Consider the following 23,884-nt stretch of genomic DNA (forward strand, 5'->3'; position numbering starts at 1 on the left):
TTTTTTCACAGCCCCTTTTTTTATTATTTTTTTAATTATTATTAACAAGCTATTGTATCTTTGGTAGAAGGAGCAATAAAAAAACTAAATAGAGATAAGTAACTAGGGAGTGTTGCAACATGCACTTCTTTTTTTGTTATAAAATTTGCATACCATTCTTATCGAATTGTGGTATATATTCTTGATAATTTACATTCTATCCTGTGACTCAGTCACAGAAAAAGAATCCATATAACTGCTATACTCTATCCAGTCACACGGAAAGGTGCCAACATCATTAATGATGAGGTGGTAGGAATCTCCTATGGTGACAAACTAACAAAATCGTTGTGGATGAAAATATGGTAACAATATACCCGGTCTATATGCACCGGTGATTGTACTGGTGGATTGTTGCAAATATCGAAAGCAGGTACTCAATTAGTAACGTACCTACGAAGTAATTCAAATAAAATGAGTGCTTAAAACCGAAAGGAGAATTATAATATGATACTAAAACTAATTGCAGGTGCTGTCATAGGTGGGCTACTGGGATTTCTCTATCAAAAGAAAATCGGCTGCAAAAGTGGTACCTGTCCGATCACTTCAAGCCGAATTGGATCTACAATATATGGTGCTATTATTGGTTTATTATTGAGTAGTTCTTTCTAAAAAATATCTAAGGTGAAATATACGTAATCATAACTATTTATTTTTAATAAGGAGGTAATCCCATGGATACCTATATCTTTTATGGACTTGCCGTTGTCCTCTTGCTTCTCTCTTTTATAAAGGATAAGAAAAAGACTAAAATGGTATCTAAAAAAGAGGTTCAGACTTTATATGATAATGCTGCAAAAATGGATCAGTATTTTTTTCGTTATTGACATATGACAATTTCAGATCAATAAGCGTAATTTAGTTACAGATAATACTATTTACATTATCTATACTATCTGTCCCGTCGGTGCTTTGAAACAGAGTGGATTTGATGCTCCAACTGTTGATCTTGATGCCTGCATTAGTTGCGGTAAGTGTACAAAGTTTTGCCCAAGAAAAGCACTTGTTTTAGTTTTGTGTTTTCAATTAATGTATATTGTAAATTTTTTGCTAATTCATGTATACTAATAATAGCAAATAAAATCAAGCAATTCTCTATTTATTTCTTTATAATAAATGTAGAGTGATTGAAACGAGGTGATTAGACAAATGTACGAGTGGCAAAAGCAAATCCAAATTATAGTTGATGAAATTGACAAATGTATTATAAATTACAATGATGAAGCCTTGACTCTGCGCTTTCTTTCTCGCAAGCTGGGGTATTCCGAATTTTATACAACGAGAAAATTCAAAGAAATATCGGGTATGCAATTTAGAGATTATCTGCGGCATAGAAAATTAGCCTTTGCATTAAAAGAAGTTCGTGATAGTGAAAAAAGCCTTTTGGATATTGCTTTTGATTATGGTTTCTCATCACATGAAGCTTTTACCAGAGCTTTCAAAGGAACTTATGGTGTAACTCCAAGTGAATACCGAAAAAAACCTAAGCCTGTCGTTCTTCGTACAAAAATAAACCCTTTCGACCGCTACTTTTTAGGATTAGGAGAGATTGGTATGATAAAATCTAAAGATGATGTTAAAATTTATTTTATAACCATTCCCGCACATAAGTTTTTGCACATTAAAAATTATGAGAGTAATGGGTATTGGGATTTTTGGCAAAAACAAAGTCTTATTCCGGGACAGGACTGTGATACAATTTGCGGCTTACTTGATAGTATCAAGGGGAAATTGGATGATGATGGTGGAAGCGAACCTAACGGCAGCAGCGGTCAGATTATGGCTTACATTAATGACCCAGACGGCAGACTCTGCGATTGGGGGTTCCCACGTACAGAGTGTTTTGGTGCACGTCTTCCTATTGATTATAAAGGAGAAGTACCACCACAAATGCTTATGATTGATGTTCCCGAAGAAGAGTATATTGTTTTTGAACATGGACCATTCAATTATGAGCAGGAAAATCACAGTGTGGAGGAAAAGATCGAAAAAGCAATGGCAACTTTTGATTTTACTGGCACTGGTTACTGCTTTGATACTTCTCCCGGTAGAATAATTTACTTTTATTATAACCCGGAACGGTTTTTTAAATATATCAGACCAGTACGAAAGTAAAGTAAAAAATACAGTAGACTAACGACGGTTTTGATATAGAATCAAAACCGTCATTGATAGGGATACTTCCTTCTCTTCTACTCTTCTAAGAATAATGGTAGATATGGTAAACTGTACTTAAATTGTATTTATAATGCTATCTTTCCCTTTATGGAAACAATTGCATTACCACCTATATATATTATTTTTTCGTTTTTCATCTTGCTTTTTATGATAGCAGGTCTTCCTAAAGCTTCTCCCTGAATAAAGATATTTTCACTACCAATATTAACAAAACCCAACTTAGTTAAGTAGTAAGTAAGCGAACCAGTTGAAGTACCAGTAGCCGATTCTTCATCTATACCATATAATGGAGCAAAATTTCTGCAATACGCAGTTACTTCCAATTCCGAACTACAATAAAACATATGAATACCAGCAACATGATTCTTTCTTGAAATTTCTACGATTCTATTTCTATCTGGTAAAGCCTTCTCCAGCTTTTCCTTTTCATTAACTGGCAATAATATATCAGACACTCCGGTACTTATGATACATGGTATTAAAGATTTAGGTCGATCACTTATATCAAGTTTAAAAGCGTTATATAATTCTACACTGGCCTCATCAGAAAATGTCTTAATTAAATTTGATTGTGCCGTTTCCAACCAAATACATTCTGTTTCAACTATAACATTTAATTCGCCAGCTAATGTTTTTGCTACATAATTTCCATTAGAGATTATTTTTTCATTTCGTAATACTGTAAATGCTGAAATCGTAGCATGACCGCATAATTCAATCTCATCATTTGGTGTATAGTATTTTAGTTTAAAAACATTATCACTTTCATATTTTACAAATGCAGTTTCTGAATGTTTAAGTTCAGCTGCTATATTTTGCATAGTTCCTACCATAGGGAAACTTTCTTCATCACCAAGTAATACAACTCCTGCTTGGTTCCCTTTAAAAATCTGACTGGTAAATGCGTCAACAATAAATAACTCCAAAATAATTTCCCTCCTACTATTATATTCTTCAAGGATTTGATCCATTTTTCTAATTATAATCTTGATTAATTAGCATTGTTTCATGCTTATATATCCTGGACTCTGCAATCCTTCCATGTTCTAAAACTAACCCCGGTAATTTTAAAAACCATTCTATGCCTTCTCACAGCTGATTAACAAAAACTATTTTTTCATGACTTCTATACCTTACGCTTCCATCTTCTCATTATATTGCGATAACATAGCTTCCAGACGTTTTTTCAGCTCCATACGAATATAATCCGGCTCAAGGCAGACTAATTTGTTCCCAAAACTCATCAGAATACCGTACCCATAATCATCATCAATAAAGTTAAAATTCACAGTATATTTATCATTACCAATATCATTTATCTCTTCCATTGTGCAGTAATCCAGCATCTTATCAAGCACTGAAGAATCTATAAGTAACTTAATTGGAAACATCCTGCTGCTCATCCTATCAGTAAAATCAGAGTATGGGTGCGGCAAATTTCTGCTTGTAAATGTGTTACACTCTATTTGTACATCAGACATCCTTCGCAGCTTGAATAATCGAAACACTTGGCTCCTTGGCAGATAAGCCTGCAGGTACCAATGATTTCCTTTTAATACAAGCCGATGAGGTTCAATACCAGAAAAACACTCCTTTCCTCTGCTCCCAAAATATGAAAATGCAATCATGCATTTATTTTCTACTACTGATTTGAGTAAATCAAGGATAGGTCCAGATCCATCGCTGGTCATCCACGAAGAAAGATCAAACATAATTTGATTTAATTTCATATTAATTACATTCATCTGTTCCTCTGAAACAAAGCTTTCTAGTTTTACAAGTGCATTGGTAATGTCTTTGCTTGATAGAGTATTTCGTATAATTCCAAGACCAGTTAACATTGCACTTATATCATCTGCTGTGAAAATACCTTTATCTACCTTGTATTGCTCCATAATTTCAATACCACCGCCTGCGCCAGGAGTTGTTGTTATAGGTATCCCCGATGCAGCAATAGATTCTATATCCCGGTAGATTGTCCGAAGTGAAACTTCAAACATTTCAGTAAGTTCTTTACCACTTATCCTTTTTCTCTGTAAAAGAAGCATTACGATAGCAATCATACGTTCAAATTTCATAATAATTTCCTCCACGCTTATTTTATATTGCTGACATATAGTTGTCAACATTAGTATGCTATACTAAGAATAAACTAATTGGAGGAATTTAGTATGAGTAAACTATTTTTATCATCTTCGTTTAAGGATGTCGCCAATTTATTTACGACTTTTGCCGATGATGACTTAAAGAATAAAACCGTGACATTTATTCCAACCGCTGCAATCCATGAAAAGGTTAATTTCTATGTAAAATCAGGTAGAAAAGCTTTGGAAAAAATGGGACTGATAATTGATGAACTTGAAATATCAACGGCCTCTCCTTACGATATAACAAGCAAATTGCAAAACAATGATTTTATCTATGTCACAGGAGGAAACACTTTTTTTCTACTCCAAGAATTAATAAAAACAGGAGCTGATAAAATTATCCAAACACAAATTAATTCAGGAAAGCTATAAATCGGTGAATCAGCTGGTTCAATAGTTTTATCACCTAATATTGAATATGTAAAAGATATGGATGATAACAAAAAAGCTCCACAATTGGACAACTTTAATGCTATGGATATTATTGATTTTTATCCATTACCTCACCAAAACTGCTTTCCATTCAAAAAAACAGTTAAGAAGATTATTTCAAAGTATGAATCTTCGTTGCCGCTTGTTCCTATTAGTAATTCACAAGCTATACTTGTCAACGGAGATTTTATAAAAGTACAGGAATATTATTAAAATTTAACGGATGTCCCTATGCCGTATACACTTTGAATTTTATCTACTTAAGTTGAATTATTACCGGTACTAAACACAAAACACTTCGGTACTTTGTATCGCCTTTGTATATATTATTCTTTTTCTTGTATTAATTCTAACTTTTGTAGAACCTCAACAAATTTAACTATATCAATAGGTTTTGCCGCATAGGCATCACATCCAATTTCAAAAGCATTTTGTACAAATTGTGTCTCCGCAAGAGCTGTTGTCATGATTATTTTTGAACGGTTCTCAGGAGTAATACTATTATGAATTTCATAATCTCTTATACTCTTTAATACTTTTACTCCATCCACCTTTGGCATCATAATATCTAAACATATTAATTCATAAGGCTTTTTATCTTTGATAGACATCAAAAATGCATCCAAAGCTTCCAAGCCATCTACAACCAAATCACATTCTCCATATTGAGAAAGGATTTTAAATAAAAATTTTCTACTGGTTAAATCATCTTCGGCTATAAGTATTCTCATTATTTTTTCTCCTCTAAATATTTCTTTTTTTTATTTTGCCTCTTAAAGCTACTAAATTAGATCACATATTATACTCCTTGTAGATTCGTATCTCTGATTTCATCTGTTCAATATAGATACTTATTTCCTCCAAATTACCCCTTCTGGCTGCTAATTCTATCCTAAATGCCGTATCTTTTATGTCCATAGCATCTATTTCGTTAGACAAAAACTTAATATTATGAGCCATGTTTTCTATAATCATGAAATTATCATTCTTTATAGCTGAATCCATTATTTTAATATCTTCTGAAATGACAGTCAGATTTTGAGAAAAGGAATCACTTGGTTTATGCATTGTTCTATCTGTAAATAAAACATCACTGTTTTCTGCAAGTAAAACATCAATGGGAGTTGAAATATCATGCTCATCTTTAAATTCCGTTAATCGTTCCAGAGTATAATATAATTCACTCATTTGAATAGGTTTTGCAATATACCCATTAAACCCTAAAGCTAAAAATTTTTCCTTGTCTCCTTGTAAAGCATACGCTGTTAAAGCTATGACAGGAGTATGATTTATATTATTTTCTATTTCTTTAATTCTTTTAAATGCTTCTATCCCGTTCATTTTAGACATCTGGATATCCATCAAAATAATATCATACTTATTCTTTTCAAATAACTCTATTGCTTCTAATCCATTGTTCGCTGTCTCTATTACATGGCCTTTTTCTATAAGCATTTTCATAATAACCTTTTGGTTAACCAAATCATCCTCCACCAATAGAATTTTAAGTTTCTTTAATGACTTTGTTATTTTCGGTATTTGATTTACTTTTTGTTCAATGTCATAACCTAATTTAAATTTCAAGTAAAAGTAAAAGGAACTTCCTTTTCCTTTTTCACTATCAACTCCTATTCTACCTCCCATCAATTCAATCAGATTCCTGGATATTGCAAGTCCAAGCCCAGATCCACCGTATTTTTTTGAAAATGAATTCTCTAGTTGGCTAAAACTTTGGAATAATTTCTTATTATCCTCCGCAGATATCCCTATACCAGTATCTGACACAGTGAACTTTAATTCTATCTCATCATTTAAGGCTGTCTTACTCTTAACCGAAATGTTAATACTACCTCTCTCTGTAAATTTAATTGCATTGCTAATAAAATTATTCAATACCTGATGAAGCCTATTAGGATCACCAATAAGAAACTGTGGTATATTAGAAGAAAATGTGTAATTAAGCTCAAGTCCTTTTTCATTAATACGAGGGGAATGGGATCTGACTATCTCTTCTATCAATTCTTTTATGTTAAAGTTAATATTTTCTATCGTAACCTTACCTGCTTCCATCTTTGAAAAATCCAAAACATCGTTTATGATATTTAATAGTGAATTTGCACATGCTTTTGCAGTAATAAGATTATCTTTTTGATCCGCAGTAAGTTGTGTAAGAAGTGTAAGATCAACCATACCTACCATACCATTTATTGGAGTACGTATTTCATGACTCATATTTGCCAAAAATTCACTCTTTGCTTTATTTGCAGACTCAGCGATATCTTTCGCTGCTATAAGCTTCCTTTCTGTCTCTTTAGTAGTGGTAATTTCCGTTACTATTGTTACGATCTCATTCTCTTTTGGACTATAGATAGCAATTTCGAACCACTTATGATATGTTTCAGAAAAAAATTCATCTATTTGAACATTCTTACCCTTAAATAGCCTAAATTCATATTTTTCAATAGTATCTAATAAGACCTTATTACTATGCGGAAATAAATCTGCATGATTTTTTCCTACAATATTATTATCCGACAATCCAAAAAACTTTAGAAATGCTTCATTCACTTCGATAAACTTTAAATTAACCGGCTTATGTTTATCATCATATAGCAATTTGTAATAGGCAAAACCTGTTTTCATATTCATAAAAAGAGACCTATATTTAATTTGATTATCCAATACTTTATTTTCTATCTTCTTGCGCTCTGTAATGTCTCTCACTATACTAAATATAATTCGCTGCTTCCCGATATTAGATCCTTGGGAGCTTACTTCTACTTGGAATGTACTACCATCCTTACGACGATGTGTTACTTCAAAGAATATTCCGTCTTTATTTGCCTGTTCCAATTGTTTCTCTGTATATCCCCAACTTTCTCTAATATTTCTGATATTCATTGAATATAATTCTTCTTTTGTATACCCATAGGCTTTCATAGCAGCCTTGTTCGCTTCAATAATTTTTCCATCTAAACCAAGAAAAAATATGATATCACGAGCATTATCAATCGTTTGACGATACCGTTTCATTTCATCTTCAGCCACTTTTCGGTCATTGATATCATAAATTGATCCTATATACCCTGCATACTTTCCATCCAAATCGTTATATGGGGCTCCTACAGCCAGACACCATCTATATTCACCATCATTTCGACGTAAACGAAATTCCAATTGAAAATTTTTCTTGGTCTGCATAATATGTGTTCGTACATTTATATAATGCTCCAAATCATCCGGGTGAATTAAATTAGTCCAGCCGTAACCTGTAGATTCTTCCAGTGTAACTCCTGTAAAGTCATACCAAACATTATTAACATAATTGAACACTATCTTCGTATCAGTTTTCCAAACTAAAGAGGGAATCTGGTCAAGAATATTGATGCTGTAATCCCTCGATTTAATAATCTCCATTTCTTTCTTTTTATTATCCGTAATATCTAAAAGAGTTATAATAGTATTTTTCTTTCCACTTACTAAAATAGGAGTTACACTAGCTCTAAACCAAAATTCTCTTCTTTCTCCATCCACAATTAGTATCTTGTTGAATTCAATGTTATTTGATCCTTGTCCTCGTTGATTTGACAGTTCAATTGCTTTCCGAAGATTACAATAATAGCATTTTGTTCCATAACCACATCCACTTCTATTCTCATAACTGTTTGAGCAACAAAAGGTATCACCAAAGTGATTTTTATAAACCTGTTCTTCTTTCTTATTGATATATAATAATGCAGTTTCATTTATCTGAGTAATTAAAGCATTATCATCTAGCATAATCATTCCTACAGGAGTATTGCTAAATATAGCTCTTAGATTATTTTTTTCATTAATATGCCCTTGCTCCAATGTTTTTAACCTTGTAATATCACGGAGAACTAATATAACACCTATAGTAGAGTGATCTTCATTTTTTACAGGAGAGAAAGTGGCAGAAACATACTTGGTAATTCCATTTTCAGTAATTATAATAGTATTATGCTCAAGGCCAGTAACTGCATCGTTGGAAATTGTATTTACAATTGGATTTTTTATTGTTGCTTTTGTTTCTGCATTTAAAAATATAATTACTTTCTCAAAATCATTTCCAAGCACTTTCTCTGCTTTTAAATCTAAAATTTCTTCTGCCGGACGATTTAAATAAGTAATTTTTCCATTAATATCAGTTGTAATGATTCCATCACCAATGCATGATAATGCAGCAGCTGTGAATGCTTTATCTAACAAATTTTTTTTGAGCATTGTAAATCACCCCTTTTTATATTCTAATAGGCTGCGTATGATATTTGACTATACCGGTCACAATTTCCAGTACCAGAGTACGACTGATGATGCTACCTGACTCATCAATGTACAAGTCTTATTTTATCATTGAAAATAACATTTGAGGAATATTATTAAGTGATGATTGTTTTTCTACTGCGCCAATATTAAAGGCTACTTGTGGCATTCCATAAACAACGGATGATTTTTCGTCCTGTCCTAAGGTTCTTGCTCCCATACGCCTCATAGATAATAAACCCTTAGCCCCATCATATCCCATTCCAGTTAGTATTACTCCTATGGCATTGCTGCCCGCTTCTTTTGCTACTGTTTCAAAAAGAACATCGACAGAAGGACAATGCCCATTAACTTTTTCGCCCTCAAAGCACTCAACACTATATCGATTCCCTCTCTTTCTTAGAATCATGTGTTTTTCTCCTGGTGCTATTATTACCTTACCTTGTTCTACATAATCCCCGGTACAGGCTTCTTTCACCTCTAATTTTGTTGAATAATTTAATCTTTCAGCGAACATTCGCGAAAAAATTGGCGGTATATGTTGCGTTATAACGATTCCAGGCATGTGAGACGGCAACTCCCTTAGTATATGATAAATTGCTTCCGTACCACCGGTCGAAGCTCCAATTGCAATAATCTGATTATTATCACTTTTCATAGAATTATTAATCTTATTAGCAGAATTTACTGTGTTAGAATTTGGAATCTTTGACACTGAAGCAATTTTCACCTTAAGAAGCAACTCATTAATAAAGTTCTCTACACTTTTTACCGACCTGACATCAGGCTTACCAACAAAATCAACAGCTCCGGCATTCATAGCATCAAATACTGCTCCACTAACAGTACTAACAACAATCGTTGGTATCGGATATTGTGGTATAAGTCTTTTGATAAATTCAATCCCATTCATTTTAGGCATTTCAACATCACAGGTCATGACATCTGGTTTATATTTTAAAATTTTTTCCCTTGCATCGAAGGGATCACTTGCTGTAGCAACAACTTGTACATTTAAATCGGAAGAAAGTCCTTTTGACAATACTTCTCTGAATACAATACTATCATCAACTATTAATACCTTAATTTTTTTTCTAATCTCCACACAATCACCTCGAGTTAAGTACGAATGATCTTATAGACTATCACACTTTTATTCCTTCCTATAAACAGATGGCATTATATACTTTAATTTTGTCTCTTCTCGATTGATTGATTCAGAATGTCCAATAAACAAATAACCACCATATTCCAGTGAATTATAAAACTTATTAATTAATTCATTTTTTGTATTGGAATCAAAATAAATCATTACGTTCCTGCAAAATATTACATGAAATTTCCGTTTAAAAGGAAATGCTTTTTCCATAAGATTAAATTTTCTATATATTACTTCATTCCTAATATTATCTAATAAAATTGAATTTTCATTATCTAATTTTTTAAAATAATTAAGTTTCCAATAGGATGGTATATTTTCTATATTCTGATTATTGTAAATACCTTTGGAAGCTTCCTCAAGTACTTTACTGGATATATCCGTAGCCAAAATTTTCGTGTCCCACAACATCTTTTCTTTTCCAAAAAACTCATCAATAATCATTGACAAGGTATATGGTTCTTCTCCAGAAGAACAGCCTGCACTCCATATTCTTAAATCTTTATTCTTTACAATTTTAACCAGATATGGCAACACCTTATCCCTAAAATAATGAAAATGCTCAACTTCTCTCATAAAAAAGGTATGATTTGTAGTAATTTTATTGATTAAAGTTATAGCTGCCTCACCTGTTTTATCAGAGATAACATAATTATAATATTCTGAAAAATCTTGAAAACCTTTTTGAACCAGTACATTTTGCAGCCTTCCAATTACTAAAGTCTGCTTCTCTGCTTTTAAACGAATCCCATAATGATTATGAATATATTTTGTTAAAAGACTATATTCTTTATTAGTTATAGGTATCATCATATCACCTGCCTATGATTAGCATTATATTTTTCATTATAAATATTCGTATCAGATTTTAATAATTCTATAATCTGATACGAATATCTGCATTTTAATTTATTACTGAATTCACAAATTCATTATGTAGATATGCTATTACTAGTTATTAATACTTTCCGAACTCTTTATCACTTAGTGATATTTCATAGCTCGAAGCATTCGTTTCATCGTTTATTTCTGTTTTGCGATTAATGTTCTTCTTTTTTGACATGTTATCAAGCATGTTCAAAACTTCTGGGCTAATTTCATCATACTTATTTGTTATTAAATCTTTCTTTAATTTAAATTTAGCCACCATTTCTTTTAATAGCTCAGCTTGACTTGAAAGCTCTTCACTTGCCGCTGCACTTTCTTCTGAGGTTGCTGAATTTGTCTGTACCACATCGGATACCTGCATAATACCTTGATTTATCTGACTAATACCAATAGCTTGTTCATTCGATGCAGTTGCAATATCGCTTACTATACTAGCCACCTTTTCAATCCCGCTTACTATCTCATTCAGAGATTCCGCTGTGCTTTTAGCTATCTTTGTTCCACCTTCTGCTTTCTTAATAGAACCTTCGATCATTTCAGTTGTTTCCTTCGCAGCGTTTGCTGATCGTGCAGCAAGTGTTCTTACTTCATCTGCCACTACAGCAAAACCCTTTCCATGCTGGCCGGCTCTTGCAGCTTCTACCGCTGCATTAAGTGCTAAAATATTAGTCTGGAAGGCAATGTCATCAATGACCTTAATAATTTTTGATATATTATTAGAAGAATCATTAATCTCCTCCATAGCCTTGAGCATTTCTTTCATTTGGTTATTACCTTGATTAGCATTTTCTTTTACATTTATTGTAAATTCATTTGCCTTATCAGCATTTCCTGCATTCAAATTCGTCTGTGAGGATATCTCTTCTAATGAAGCAGTAAGCTCTTCAATTGAACTCGCCTGTTCGGTAGCTCCCTGTGAAAGCGCCATACTTGAGTCGGATACTTGCCTTGCTCCCGCTGATACCTGTTCTGAGGCAGAATTTATATTTGACAGGACATCATTAATGTTATCTGCCATTTTTTTAAAAGCTTTCCCTAAAATTCCTACTTCATCTTTTGAATTAATGTCAATTGTAACATCCAGATTTCCATCTGCAATCTTATCAGCTGCTACTACAAGCTTATTAAGATGTTTACTTATTGAATTTGCTATTAGTAAACCAAGGGTTATAGCTAATATTATGCCTATAATAATAACTGAAATCATAAAAATTGTTTGTTGTCTAAAGTCATCAGTATTTTTCTGCATGGCATTTGTAGCAAGGATTGAGTTATAATCTACTAACTTCTGCAAATTTTCATCACATTTTAATCTTGCTTCTGTAACCTTATCGAGTGTAGCTAATGCTTCATCGTATTGTTGATTCTTTAATAAATCTAAGTTTTCATTACGTACCGTGCGATACTCGGTAAGACTATCTATTACTTTTGTATACAGAGTTCTATCTTCCTCATCTCGAATTATTTTTTCATAATTGGTTAATAATTCATTGTTATTTAAAACCAATTCATTTATTGTATCTAATCTTGTTCGAATTGTTTTTGGATTTCTCTCATAAACAGCTAAAATTTGATTAGCGCGAACATTCTGTAAAGAAATCTGAATATCTTTAAGATCTTTAACTGGTATGAAATTATCACTATACATACTTTCACTTCTATGATTAATACTGTTCATATTACTAACACCAACAACACCAACAACGCCTGTTAAAGTCGCAAGAATAATAAAACTACTAATAAGCTTTGCTCTTATTTTCATATTATTGAACCATTTCATAATAATTCCTCCTATGTGTATGATTTATATTTTTAAAATGACTCATGTAAATCATCTATTTCTTCGTCTGTAAGCAACTTTTCACAATCTAGCAATAACTTAACATCATTTCCAACCTTACCAATATTTTTTATGTACCTGTTATTATAGCTCTTATTCATTTGAGGTGGTTCAACAATATCATGTTCCGGAATTGTTAGTACCTCTGAAACACTGTCAACTACTATACCTATTGAAATATCCATAATGTCAACAACGATCACACAAGTTCTATCATTGTATTCCTTAGATTCCTTCTTGAAACGAAGTCTTATATCCATCACAGGAATGATCTTGCCCCTTAGATTAATAATCCCTCTTACATAATCTGGAAGTTCAGGTATTTCAGTAATCTCTTGAATCCCTATAATTTCTGTTACATATTTAATTTCTATTCCATAGCTTTCTTTGTCTAATGAAAAGGTTAAAAACCTACCCTTTTGTGTGTCTTCCTCTAATTCTTTAATATTATCAATAATTTCTGCCATGGCTGCTCTCCTTTCCGTATAATTTAAGCCCGCAGATTAACCAACTCAGCAACATCTAGGATTAAGCTAATGCTTCCGTCTCCCAACAAGGTACAACCAGCAAGTCCTTTTACTTTCCTAAACCTTTGAATATATACAGGCAATGCTTTTACAACTACCTGTTGCTGTCCCAGCAACTCATCCGCAAATATGCAAAGAGTCTTATCTTCTTGTTCTACCATAATAATAATTCCATCAATAAAATTAGTTACCTTAGTTTTTATCTTATAATGCTCATGCAGTCTTAATATTGGATAACATTTACCTCTTACCATAATCATTTCATTACCATCTGGATCAGTAATAATTTCCCTAGGTTTCGGTCTGAAAGACTCTTTAATTGCAATAGTCGGTATCGTATAGAAAGAATTTCCTACTTTGATATTCATCCCATCAATTATAGCTAAGGTCAAAGAAATTTTTAACGTAATTGTTGTACCTATGTCAAGGATGCTATCTACTAATAACGAGCCACCAACTGTTTCAATATTCTTCAATACTACGTCCATTCCAACCCCGCGACCAGAGAATTCAGATACGATATCGTTTGTAGAAAAACCAGGTAGTAAGATAAGATTAAAAATTTCTTTATCTGACATTTCATCTTCGTTCTTATATACTAAACCTTTTTCTTTTGCCTTTTGATATATTTTGGATTTATCTAACCCTCTTCCGTTATCTTTCACTATAACAAGAACTTCACTACCGGCATTTTTCGCCTCTAACGTTATCGTACCGACAGCTGATTTCCCTTTTGCAACTCTTTCTTCCGAAGACTCTATCCCATGATCTATTGAATTCCGTACAAGATGCATTAATGGATCCGAGATATGTTCAATGATATTTTTGTCAACCTCTGTTTCTTCACCTATAATATTGAGTTCTACTTCCTTGCCCAGCTTTTTGCACATATCCCGTACAATCCGATGCATTTTTTGAAAGGTAGCTGAGAGAGGTACCATCCGAATTGACATAACCATATCCTGCATCTCACTGGTAATCTTATTTAACTGTCTAGCAGCTTTTTGAAAATTATCAAGCTCTAGTCCTTGCAAATCCGGATTCTGAATCACCATTGCTTCTGCAATAACCATTTCCCCGACTAGATCCATTAATTTATCCAATTTCGATACACTTACGCTTATGATGCTTTGTGTGGATGCAGACGAATAATTATATTTCTCAGCATCATGTTCTTCTTCAGTTTGATGATTATTTAAATCAGGTCCTTTAATTTTATTATCCTGTATTACAGGCTGATCCGTCTTCTTTTTAAACCTTTTAAATTCATCGTCATTTTCTAATTGGGTTAATTCCAGCTCTTTTAGAAAAATAGTTTGCATTAGAAAATCATGCATTTTTTGGTAGGAATAATCGGAATTTATAAAGATTTGAAATCCTTCTTTACGTATTACTTCTATACTTTCATCATTATCAATAATATCTTCTGGTAAAAAGTAATACTCCTCTGTAATTTCTTTAAGATTACGTATTATTGTATACGCATGTATATTTTCCATTTCACAGCCTTCTTCAAAATATATGACTGCTTTATATTTATTTTTGTATACTGTAGTTATCACTTTTTCTTGCATTATGTAATATTGTTGCTTTTTTTCTTCCAATCCTACTTTATATTCAAATGTATTGCTGTTATTTTCCTTCATTAAAGCAGATAAGAAATCCTTTAATAAATCGGTAAGCATTGATGAATCCCCATCAGTTTGTTTACCGTATTTTATCTTCTCAATTTCAACCTTGATAAAATCAATACTCTCAAGTACAAGATCAGAAAGTCCTGTACAATCAACATGCTCTGGTTTATCCTCACGAAGATAATAGAACACATCTTCCATAGAATGAGAGAGTGTCGAGATATTATTAAACATCATCATCGCGGAGGAACCTTTAATGGTATGCATAATTCGAAAAATATCATTTATGGCAGTTGGTGTAAAACAACTTCCTTTTTCACTGGACAAAATGATTTGTTCTAATTGCACAATCAGTTGTTCCGTTTCAAATATAAACATTTCAAGCATAGGTTCATTTATATACTGATCTAGCAATTTGATCACCTCCTAGTATCTTTAATATTTATATCTCTAATATTTTTTTCAAGACTTTAATTACAAGTTCTTCTTTAAAGGGCTTCACAATAAAGGATTTTGCACCATACATAATAGCTTGCTTTACCTTTTCCTCCTGTCCCATTGAGGAAACCATAACAATTTTTGCATTATGGTCATAATCCAGGATTGCTTTTAATGCCTCAAGTCCATTCATCTCCGGCATTGTAATATCCATAGTGACGATATCTGGTTTTAGCTCTTTAAATTTCTGCAAAGCTTCTATTCCGTTTTGGGCTTCTTCTATATCTTCAAATCCATTATTCTCAAGCATGCTTTTAATTGCCAATCTCATAAAGACTGCATCATCTACTATAAGTACTTTTTTCACATTTTACCTCCGCATTTTCCTATAATCTCTCGGAATCTCTAATCCAGTAATATAATGATTTCAGATTCATATTTTATTAAAATCCCCCACTTTTTTCCTTGAGCAAAATTTTTCGAATGTAGGCGATTTTTGTTACCTGTTAACTTTGGCAGTCGTTTTGTTTATCAACACTTTATTTTCGTAAATATTTTGGTCGTAAACTCACATTCTCTTCCTGCATGAAGAGAACCACTTTGTTTTAAACCGTAATTTGTATTAATGTATTTGAACTAAGTACTAAAGACATCTATTAACATATCAAGTGTTGAGATTGTTCTATCTTTTAATGAGAAATTCCTATCCTCAAGTCTCCACTTAAGACATATCTCCCGCATTAATCCAATTATTAATACTGATAAATATTCACTATTGGCATCAGACCGTATTTCTCCACATAACTGTGCATCTATTATTAACTGTTTAATAATTTCCATACGATTTTCATATATTTCATTCACTTTATCTGACAACGCTATGTCATATCGCAACACATCCGTCAATTGCATAATGGATGTAATCGCCGGATAGTTTTCATAATACTCCACAGTTGCTCTTATTAGGTAATAAATAGCTTTCTTTGGATTAAGTTTTTTCAGTTTTGTTGAATAATAAATATCTTTATCAAATTGAGAAAAATATTCTAAAACAGCTATCAGCAATTCATTTTTACTTTTATAGTGTCTAAATAGCGTAGCTTCCGAAACACCCTGCCTTTTTGCAATTTCTCTCGTAGATAAACCTTGAATACCTAGTTCATCAATTATTTCAATTGTTGTTATTATAAGCCTATCTTTTCTATGTAATAAATTATCTCGCATATTTATCTCCTACCGTAGTGACCACTTACATACATTATAGTCAGAAAACATTTCGTTGTCAATCCGTGTTTACTGAAATATTTTGGGATAATATGGTTACTTATCTATTATTGTTAACAAAAGTTTCTAATGTATGTTATTTTTATACATTATCGAGTAGGAGGAAGTGTCGCAAAATATTTTGCAAGACTCCCCCTCTATTTTTCAATTCATTGAGCATTCCTAGCCAAAACTTGGAACATAGATAACTAAATTTTTGCTTTAAACCTGTCATATCTAAAATCAGTAATATCAAGAACCGTTTCTTCTCCTACTGCCATCTGAGATAATAGTGTTCCAACTGTCGGAGATATACCAAAGCCATGACCAGAGAATCCACAGGCTAAAATTAGACCCGGAACCTCTTCCACCCTGCTGATGACAGGAACATGGTCAACACAGTCATCAATCCAACCCGCCCAGGTACGTACAATCTTAGCATCCCCCAAGCATGGGAGGTATTTCATAATCCCCCTACAGATACAGGAGGCCGTTATGCTATTCGTTACCGGAGTTCCATTGTTTTTATTCACACCCTCAAATCCAGAAGAACCACCAAATACAAAAGAACCATGTGTACTTTGATGTCCATAAAAATCTGCTGCCGCAGTACCAAGCATCTGATAGAACATTGGAGGCTGTGCTTCCGTTACAAGTACTTCCAACAAAGATTGTAGCATCGGAACATTAATTCCGACTGTAGCTGCAATTTTTCTACTGTCGTAGCCTGCAGCCAATATAATTGTCTCAGTTTCATAGCAATTTTCAGACGTTACAACCTGTCTTGCCTTCCCTTTGATTTTTTTTATCTCTATAACCTCTTCACCAGTTACGAATCTTGCCCCTAACTGTCTTGCTTTCCTGTAATAACCAAGAGTTGCAAGCATTGGATTGGCATGACCATCCGTCGGACACCAACTTGCACCGATTACTTCCTCTGACAGATAAGGACAAATTTCTTTTGCCTGTATACCTTCAATCATTCTGACATCCAAGCCTAAGGAAGCTGCGTCATTCGTAAGACACTCCAGTATCTTAATGTGTTCGTCCGTTTTGCCAAGTCGTAGGTTTCCTTCCTGATAATATTCTACATCCGTTTCCAACTCATCTGAAAGTGCCGGCCACAGATTTTTAACTCCATACATTGCCAACGGTAATTCTCTTTTATCACGCCCTGACTGTCTTACACCCCCGCCGTTTCTGCCGGAGCCTCCATTTCCCATGTGGTCACTTTTCTCAAGAACAAGGACGGAACAACCCTTTTTAGCTAAGTAGTAAGCAGTTGAATTACCGATTATTCCTCCACCGATAACTATCACGTCTGCATAATGACTCATTCTCACAAGGCCTCCTTTCCTTCATTTCCAAGTACTTTCATTTCTATCGGCCTCGTTGGAGACCTGGAGATTACCGGTTCTAAATCCATTGGAGAAATACCAAGTTCTTTGGCAACAATTCCTTTCACCAATATTTGGCAGGTCTGCCCTTGACAAAGCCCCATACCGGAACGAAGATAACGTCTGATTTCTGTCAATGTATACATTCCATCATGAACAGCCCTTCTGATTTCTCCTTTTGTTACTTCCTCACAACGACAGATAATCAAATCATCATCAAATTCCGTAATAAATTTGTCTAAATCTTTTTTAAAACGATTATTTACGTTACTCATTCTCTTGCCTCCTAACTACGAAAAATCTAGATTTACCTGCCATATTCACCGGAACCTTCATTGTCAGCAAATGCGTATGATCAAAGACCTGCTTCGTTTTTACATCAATTATTTCTGCTTCACATATCTCTTTCCCGCTTCTGTCGAGCGCCATTCCTTTATCTCCTTTTGATGGTAGAGGAAGAAATTCATAAGGTAATGTAATTGCTGCAAATCCAGGTTCAAACTCTTCATTCATTAGGAAAATAGCCTGACCGGAACAAGCTGCCACGCACATTCCACAGCCGGAACATTCTTTTGTCTCATCAAGTGTAGGTAACGATGTTATTTTATCACCGATCTTAATACATTTCTTTGGGCAGACATCCTGACAAGGATTGCATGGAATGTTTTGGGTGCACTCAATTACAGGATGCACACCTTTTTTTCTTGTCACTCCAGGAAATCTTTCAATTTCTGTTTCACCTACATAACCTTTCTTCAGAAGATTAATTGAGAGGTCGATACCTTCCTCCGTTTTTTCTATTGCTTTACCTCGGTTTCCTGGCGCAAACATACCCTCTCGCAGACTAAGGAGCGCTTTTTTCAGTTCGTATATTTTTTCAGAAAGTTCTTCTTTATCAAGAAAGCCCAAATTCTCTGCGGCTGCAAGTCCTGCAATTCGTCCTTCAATCATGGCTGAACTTGCTTCTTCAATACCAGAAACATCACCAGCAGCAAATAATCCAGGAATATTGGTTTCACCGGTCTCATCACATTTCGGTACGTATCCGGCCGGAGTATTCTTCATCTCACAGCCTGCCATTTTTAGAAGCTGTGACATTGGAGATAATCCTACTGCAAGACAGATGGTATCAACCTCAAAATGTTTTTCCGTTCCGGGCACAAGCCTCCACCTGCTGTCTACTTCCCCAATTGTAACTCCTTTGACGCATTCCTCTCCTTCTGCCTTAATTATAGTATGTGACAGATAGAAAGATACTCCACACCTTGCAACTTTGGCAGCATGAACTCCATACCCGCCAACTTTTGGTGCCGCATCTACTAATGCTACTACCTCACATCCAGCCTGTAATAGCTGAAAACTTACTACCAGACCTACATTTCCTGAACCAAGCATCAATACTTTATTACCAGGTCTTACACTATGTAAGTTCATCATCGTTTGTGCTGCTCCAGCACCAATAACACCCGGTAATGTCCATCCGTCAAAAGTAACCATGTTTTCTGATGCACCTGTGGCAACAATCACTGCATCCCCTTTGTAATGTCTGATTTCATCATTTATATTTACGGTAACTTCTTTATCTAAATATAGACCAATCACAATCGCATTCAATACTACCTCTACACCGAAATCATTTGCTTCTTTTAATAACTCTTCACCTATCTTGAAGCCCCTGATTTTTGCTTTATGTTCTTTTGAACCAAAAAATTTATGGATTTGTTTAAAGAGCTGTCCGCCTGGTTTTGCATTTTCATCAAAAACAATAACCTTAAGGCCTTGTTTTGCAGCCTCAATTGCAGCTGATAAACCTGCCGGACCGGCTCCTACAATGATTAAATCATATCGCGTCATAGATTCTCCCTTCCACGTCTACACCAGTTACGATTCCTTCGCTGCTACACCATATTGTGTCTGAATCTTCATTCCCTCTTTTAAAGGAGTGATACAAGTTCTTACATTAGGCTTACCATCTACTACCATTACACAGTCGGTGCATCTTCCGATTGCACAAAAGATACCTCTTGCTTTATGATACTTTTTTGTATATCTATGGATCTTTACACCTGCCACTTTGAGTGCAACTGCGATTGGCTCTCCTTCTAATCCCTTCATTATCTGTCCATCATAGGTAAATTCCACTTCTCTTTTTTCTTCCGGCTTACCAAGTATTGGGTGATTACTTATTCTCAAATATACTACCTCCATTCTTCCGTTTGCGACAATTTATCCGTTATTCCTTATGCCAAATAGGAAATATTCCATAAATTAAGTTTTGTTCCGATTCCTTTTTCCAAAGCATTACGATACACAATGGTTCCCCAGGCAACATCTTCAATTGGCATACCGCCAATTGAAAAGATAACAATTTCATCTTTCTTACGATGTACAGGAACTTTACCAACTAAGACATCACCCAGATCGTCAACTTGATCTTTCTTCATCTTCCCTTCTGCAATCAGATCCATACAATGAACTGCTGGAATTGGAATAGAATTATATGCCGGAAATTCCATCTCTTCCTCCCAAGCCTCATATAACTGAATATTATCCGCTACTGCTCTTGCTCTGTTTAGAATAAAATCATCATCAAATCTTGCGGCAGCGGGACAGCATAGAATTGCTCCGGGTTTTATCCATTCTTCTTTCATATATGGATATTGATAAATATCACCGGTTGGGCTTGAGGTCACAATATGAACAATATCGGAATCTTTAACAGCTTCTTCTTCTGTTTCAACAATTCGGATATCCTTAATTTGAGGATATTTCTCATTGAGATATTTGAAAAAGCTATCTATAGATTTTTTACTTCTACCCTTCACCTTAACTGTCTCAATCTCAGATCTTACTGCCATCGTTGCATCAATGGCTGTTTTACTCATAACTCCAGGTCCGATAATACCAACTACTTTGGCATCTTGTCTTGCAAAATATTTAACTCCAACACCCGGTACTGCACCTGTTCGAAACGCACTTAGAATATTTGCTGACATATATGCTAACGGTGCTCCTGTATCCTTGTCATTTAGTGTCAGCATTAAAATCGATCTGGGAAGACCTTTTTTCTTATTCTCAACATTGGAACCGTACCATTTCATACCCGCCATATCAAATTTCCCACCAAGGTAAGCCGGCATTGCCATAAATCTTCTGTCAGGACCATCGGTCGGCATATTCGGGAAGGGAGACTCCGCAGGAAATGTCATCATAACACCATGAGAATTACCATTCGGTCCACCCATTCTATAGTCTCCCATTTTCAGTAACTTGAACATCTCTTCCATTGTATCTACACAACCTGCCATATCAGTTACTCCAGCTTTCATCATATCTTCCTCACTTAAGTATACAAAATCAATATTTGGATATCCCATACCTAAAACCTCCTTCTAAAGAAAAAAGTCTTATGATAACTAGTATCACAAGACCTCTCTGCCTTAATTTTTTCTATATTTTATCTTTTATTTGGTCTTTATTATAGTAAAAATCGGAATTAGCCTTTTTTCAATGGCAAACTTGACGTATTAATTAGTAGATGGTAGACTATAGTCAGAGACACAAAGGCGTGATACGCTTTTGTGTCTTTTTGCTTATAATAGAAAATTATCTAATCAGCTAGTCATCAAATACAGGAGTTTGATTATGCCTAATTTAAATTCAAAACTGAGTCCGAAACAGCCAGAATTTGTTCTCGCTACCTCAGATTATACAAAAAAAGTATTGATGAAATTCAATGTTGCCCATTTTTATCAATTTACTGCTGAATCGCAGAAAATGGATGTAATTCCAGACGCATGCATTGATATTTTATTTTGGAAGAAGGGTGGAAAATTAATAACCAAAATAGCAGGTACCCGCTTAGAAAAAGGGATAACGGATACAGATATAAATGGTGAATATTTTGGGGTTCGATTTATGCCTGGTACTAATCCAGTAGATAGAAGTCTCCCATTATGCGAAATTGTAAATCATGAATGGGATTTTGAAGATTTGATTGTAAGTAATGAGAAAAAACGCTTAATTGAAAATATGTTTTATGCTAATACCTTTGATAAAAAAATAAAAGTATTTATGACTTACTACTTAAATGTTATTGAAAAGCACCTTGAAGATACAAAAAACTTAAAATATTTTCTACGCAATGAGATAATTATGTCAAGTGGCAATCTTAAACTATCAAAATTAAGTACCCTTACAGGATATTCGGAACGCTACTTAAACAAAAAAATCCATGAGGATTTCGGAATCAATCCTAAAAATTTAATTCAATTTATCCGCTTCCAAAAAGCGATTGGTAACCTGACTGATACCATTAATCGAGTCAATTGTATCAATACTGCATTAGAAGCAGGTTACTATGATCAATCTCACTTTATAAAGGATTTTAAAAAATTTTCCGGGCAAACCCCCATTAATTATATTAATAATCTATTATGTAATTCCTACAACAAGAAGTTGCATGTAATAGAATAAGCCCTTTCCATCAATGTCAAACTAATTAACTCCTGCTCAAACTTAACATTATGTAATAACATATAATTTACTCTGTAAGGTTGTGCAAACATGATGCATACTCACTATTTGCCAGTCCTCTATAGACATACGATACAGAGAAAAATCTATTCTTGCTATTTTGTTATAATATCTGTGAAATAATCCTATTTTATCCCAAAAGGTTCACTGTACCAAACCTGTTTCTGATTTCCTGTTTCTCCATTCATAATATCATTAAGCAAACTGCATATACGTGAAATCTGACTTTTTACGTTATTGTCCACCGTTCCATAAATGGATCCATTCTTAATTTGTTTATTCACTTCAGATCTATTATTGATTCCCACAATCAAAGGAAACTCCCTATGATTATCGGAAAAATAGTCCAGCACACCTAATGCCATATCATCATTGTTACAGACAACCACTTCAATATCTTCTATGATTTCTGAATCAAGTTCCGCAAGTTTTTCATATGCATCTTTTCTGTTCCAATCAGCAGATAAAGTTGCAATCTGGTTCATTTTTAAATCTTTTACCGTCTCTAAAAATCCATTCGTACGGCTAATCGTATCAAAATGTGTTGCTTCTCCTTCAACCAGAATGTAATCAATTGTTCCATTATTATTTTTATCAATATCGCAATATGCATCTTCCCAGGCATCCTTGATCATTTTACCTTGTATGACACCTGCCATATATCCATCCGTTCCAACATACCAAACATTATTTGAAATTATCATATCCCTTTCATCCGTTTCTCGATTAAATAAAATCACAGGGATATTATCACTGACTGCTCGATTTAAAATATTTGCAGCAGATGTCGGTTTTACCATATTAACTACTAATACATCGAAATTACCTGAAAGCAGATACTGTAACTGCTTTTCCTGCGTGTTCGCATTATTTTTTGCATCTAAAACTTCAAAAACAACCTTCTTTCCTCTAAAGTCATAATTTCTGATTTCATCTTCCAACTGATAAACCATATCCGCCATGTATTCATCTTCCATGTTATATATAGCAATACCCACATGGACAAATTCGTTCTTTGGTTTTGGAATTACCAACGCAATACCAATGCCCAACAGAAGCATCACCAGTAATACAATTATTAAATTACCTCTTTTTTCTGCCTTTGACATGATATCACCCCTC

Annotated in this window: 21 protein-coding genes and 2 pseudogenes; 6 read left to right on the forward strand and 17 right to left on the reverse strand. The window is 33.9% G+C overall.

Annotated elements, in window-relative coordinates; genetic code table 11:
• The first annotated feature begins 486 nt into the window (after positions 1-486).
• The 4 genes from DWV06_RS07375 (at position 487) to DWV06_RS07385 (ending at position 2,154) form a co-directional block, all read left to right on the forward strand.
• Positions 487-651: a DUF6132 family protein gene (locus DWV06_RS07375; RefSeq protein WP_162300601.1), complete on the forward strand. Its 165-nt coding sequence runs from the start codon at positions 487-489 to the stop codon at positions 649-651.
• 62 nt (positions 652-713) lie between these two features.
• Positions 714-866 (forward strand): hypothetical protein, encoded by a 153-nt coding sequence (locus tag DWV06_RS18335; protein ID WP_155522620.1) that lies wholly within the window; start codon positions 714-716, stop codon positions 864-866.
• 85 nt (positions 867-951) lie between these two features.
• Positions 952-1,107, forward strand: coding sequence for a 4Fe-4S binding protein (locus DWV06_RS19090; RefSeq protein ID WP_235828916.1), 156 nt, complete (start codon positions 952-954; stop codon positions 1,105-1,107).
• 81 nt (positions 1,108-1,188) lie between these two features.
• Positions 1,189-2,154, forward strand: coding sequence for a helix-turn-helix transcriptional regulator (locus DWV06_RS07385; RefSeq protein ID WP_115481544.1), 966 nt, complete (start codon positions 1,189-1,191; stop codon positions 2,152-2,154).
• Between the two features lie 128 nt (positions 2,155-2,282).
• Here the strand turns inward: DWV06_RS07385 and DWV06_RS07390 are convergent, their stop codons facing one another.
• Positions 2,283-3,143: a PhzF family phenazine biosynthesis protein gene (locus tag DWV06_RS07390; RefSeq protein ID WP_115481545.1), complete on the reverse strand. Its 861-nt coding sequence runs from the start codon at positions 3,141-3,143 to the stop codon at positions 2,283-2,285.
• Between the two features lie 207 nt (positions 3,144-3,350).
• The gene (locus DWV06_RS07395) at positions 3,351-4,295 is read right to left on the reverse strand and encodes a helix-turn-helix transcriptional regulator (RefSeq protein ID WP_115481546.1); all 945 of its coding nucleotides are present in this window, start codon (positions 4,293-4,295) and stop codon (positions 3,351-3,353) included.
• Positions 4,296-4,388: 93 nt separating this feature from the next.
• On the opposite strand from DWV06_RS07395, the pseudogene DWV06_RS07400 reads away from it, so the two are divergent.
• Positions 4,389-5,009: pseudogene (locus DWV06_RS07400) on the forward strand (Type 1 glutamine amidotransferase-like domain-containing protein).
• A 113-nt stretch (positions 5,010-5,122) separates the two neighbouring features.
• Here DWV06_RS07400 and DWV06_RS07405 read toward each other — a convergent pair.
• The 14 genes and pseudogenes from DWV06_RS07405 to DWV06_RS07470 form a co-directional block, all read right to left on the reverse strand.
• The gene (locus DWV06_RS07405) at positions 5,123-5,527 is read right to left on the reverse strand and encodes a response regulator (RefSeq protein WP_115481547.1); all 405 of its coding nucleotides are present in this window, start codon (positions 5,525-5,527) and stop codon (positions 5,123-5,125) included.
• A gap of 61 nt (positions 5,528-5,588) precedes the next feature.
• Positions 5,589-9,041: a PAS domain-containing hybrid sensor histidine kinase/response regulator gene (locus DWV06_RS07410; RefSeq protein ID WP_115481548.1), complete on the reverse strand. Its 3,453-nt coding sequence runs from the start codon at positions 9,039-9,041 to the stop codon at positions 5,589-5,591.
• 118 nt (positions 9,042-9,159) lie between these two features.
• Entirely contained in the window at positions 9,160-10,185 is a 1,026-nt protein-coding gene (locus tag DWV06_RS07415; protein WP_115481549.1) for a protein-glutamate methylesterase/protein-glutamine glutaminase, read from the reverse strand.
• Between the two features lie 48 nt (positions 10,186-10,233).
• The gene (locus DWV06_RS07420; RefSeq protein ID WP_331463297.1) at positions 10,234-11,052 is read right to left on the reverse strand and encodes a CheR family methyltransferase; all 819 of its coding nucleotides are present in this window, start codon (positions 11,050-11,052) and stop codon (positions 10,234-10,236) included.
• A 478-nt stretch (positions 11,053-11,530) separates the two neighbouring features.
• A pseudogene (locus tag DWV06_RS07425) lies at positions 11,531-12,886 on the reverse strand (methyl-accepting chemotaxis protein); the annotation flags it as partial.
• A 53-nt stretch (positions 12,887-12,939) separates the two neighbouring features.
• The gene (locus tag DWV06_RS07430; protein ID WP_115481552.1) at positions 12,940-13,434 is read right to left on the reverse strand and encodes a chemotaxis protein CheW; all 495 of its coding nucleotides are present in this window, start codon (positions 13,432-13,434) and stop codon (positions 12,940-12,942) included.
• A 23-nt stretch (positions 13,435-13,457) separates the two neighbouring features.
• On the reverse strand, positions 13,458-15,542 hold the full coding sequence (locus DWV06_RS07435) for a chemotaxis protein CheA (RefSeq protein ID WP_115481553.1): 2,085 nt from the start codon (positions 15,540-15,542) through the stop codon (positions 13,458-13,460).
• Between the two features lie 28 nt (positions 15,543-15,570).
• Complete coding sequence (locus DWV06_RS07440; protein WP_115481554.1) at positions 15,571-15,933, reverse strand: response regulator; 363 nt, start codon at positions 15,931-15,933, stop codon at positions 15,571-15,573.
• A 269-nt stretch (positions 15,934-16,202) separates the two neighbouring features.
• Complete coding sequence (locus tag DWV06_RS07445) at positions 16,203-16,790, reverse strand: TetR/AcrR family transcriptional regulator (RefSeq protein ID WP_115481555.1); 588 nt, start codon at positions 16,788-16,790, stop codon at positions 16,203-16,205.
• A gap of 248 nt (positions 16,791-17,038) precedes the next feature.
• Positions 17,039-18,166 carry an NAD(P)/FAD-dependent oxidoreductase gene (locus DWV06_RS07450; RefSeq protein ID WP_115481556.1) on the reverse strand — a complete coding sequence of 376 codons (1,128 nt, stop codon included), beginning with the start codon at positions 18,164-18,166 and terminating at the stop codon, positions 17,039-17,041.
• A 2-nt stretch (positions 18,167-18,168) separates the two neighbouring features.
• The gene (locus DWV06_RS07455) at positions 18,169-18,501 is read right to left on the reverse strand and encodes a (2Fe-2S)-binding protein (RefSeq protein WP_115481557.1); all 333 of its coding nucleotides are present in this window, start codon (positions 18,499-18,501) and stop codon (positions 18,169-18,171) included.
• Positions 18,494-20,080: an FAD-dependent oxidoreductase gene (locus DWV06_RS07460; protein ID WP_115481558.1), complete on the reverse strand. Its 1,587-nt coding sequence runs from the start codon at positions 20,078-20,080 to the stop codon at positions 18,494-18,496. Before DWV06_RS07460 ends, DWV06_RS07455 begins: the two co-directional genes overlap by 8 nt.
• A 27-nt stretch (positions 20,081-20,107) precedes the next feature.
• Entirely contained in the window at positions 20,108-20,419 is a 312-nt protein-coding gene (locus DWV06_RS07465) for a (2Fe-2S)-binding protein (RefSeq protein ID WP_115481559.1), read from the reverse strand.
• 47 nt (positions 20,420-20,466) lie between these two features.
• The gene (locus tag DWV06_RS07470) at positions 20,467-21,603 is read right to left on the reverse strand and encodes a tyramine oxidase subunit B (protein ID WP_115481560.1); all 1,137 of its coding nucleotides are present in this window, start codon (positions 21,601-21,603) and stop codon (positions 20,467-20,469) included.
• A 268-nt stretch (positions 21,604-21,871) separates the two neighbouring features.
• On the opposite strand from DWV06_RS07470, the gene DWV06_RS07475 reads away from it, so the two are divergent.
• Positions 21,872-22,702 (forward strand): helix-turn-helix domain-containing protein, encoded by an 831-nt coding sequence (locus DWV06_RS07475; RefSeq protein ID WP_115481561.1) that lies wholly within the window; start codon positions 21,872-21,874, stop codon positions 22,700-22,702.
• Between the two features lie 185 nt (positions 22,703-22,887).
• Here the strand turns inward: DWV06_RS07475 and DWV06_RS07480 are convergent, their stop codons facing one another.
• A complete protein-coding gene (locus DWV06_RS07480) occupies positions 22,888-23,871 on the reverse strand; it encodes a substrate-binding domain-containing protein (protein ID WP_162300602.1) in 984 nt (327 codons plus the stop codon).
• Positions 23,872-23,884: the final 13 nt, after the last annotated feature.

The sequence above is a fragment of the Anaerosacchariphilus polymeriproducens genome (genome assembly GCF_003363435.1).
Taxonomy (GTDB): domain Bacteria; phylum Bacillota; class Clostridia; order Lachnospirales; family Lachnospiraceae; genus Anaerosacchariphilus; species Anaerosacchariphilus polymeriproducens.

Coding starts and splice junctions, on each gene's coding strand:
- DWV06_RS07470 (WP_115481560.1), bottom strand. CDS start 21,603: ATGGGATATCCAAATATTGATTTTGTATACTTAAGTGAGGAAGATATG.
- DWV06_RS07445 (WP_115481555.1), bottom strand. CDS start 16,790: ATGCGAGATAATTTATTACATAGAAAAGATAGGCTTATAATAACAACA.
- DWV06_RS07460 (WP_115481558.1), bottom strand. CDS start 20,080: ATGACGCGATATGATTTAATCATTGTAGGAGCCGGTCCGGCAGGTTTA.
- DWV06_RS07385 (WP_115481544.1), top strand. CDS start 1,189: ATGTACGAGTGGCAAAAGCAAATCCAAATTATAGTTGATGAAATTGAC.
- DWV06_RS07455 (WP_115481557.1), bottom strand. CDS start 18,501: ATGAGTAACGTAAATAATCGTTTTAAAAAAGATTTAGACAAATTTATT.
- DWV06_RS07430 (WP_115481552.1), bottom strand. CDS start 13,434: ATGGCAGAAATTATTGATAATATTAAAGAATTAGAGGAAGACACACAA.
- DWV06_RS07405 (WP_115481547.1), bottom strand. CDS start 5,527: ATGAGAATACTTATAGCCGAAGATGATTTAACCAGTAGAAAATTTTTA.
- DWV06_RS07450 (WP_115481556.1), bottom strand. CDS start 18,166: ATGAGTCATTATGCAGACGTGATAGTTATCGGTGGAGGAATAATCGGT.
- DWV06_RS07420 (WP_331463297.1), bottom strand. CDS start 11,052: ATGATGATACCTATAACTAATAAAGAATATAGTCTTTTAACAAAATAT.
- DWV06_RS07395 (WP_115481546.1), bottom strand. CDS start 4,295: ATGAAATTTGAACGTATGATTGCTATCGTAATGCTTCTTTTACAGAGA.
- DWV06_RS07480 (WP_162300602.1), bottom strand. CDS start 23,871: ATGTCAAAGGCAGAAAAAAGAGGTAATTTAATAATTGTATTACTGGTG.
- DWV06_RS18335 (WP_155522620.1), top strand. CDS start 714: ATGGATACCTATATCTTTTATGGACTTGCCGTTGTCCTCTTGCTTCTC.
- DWV06_RS07410 (WP_115481548.1), bottom strand. CDS start 9,041: ATGCTCAAAAAAAATTTGTTAGATAAAGCATTCACAGCTGCTGCATTA.
- DWV06_RS07475 (WP_115481561.1), top strand. CDS start 21,872: ATGCCTAATTTAAATTCAAAACTGAGTCCGAAACAGCCAGAATTTGTT.
- DWV06_RS07375 (WP_162300601.1), top strand. CDS start 487: ATGATACTAAAACTAATTGCAGGTGCTGTCATAGGTGGGCTACTGGGA.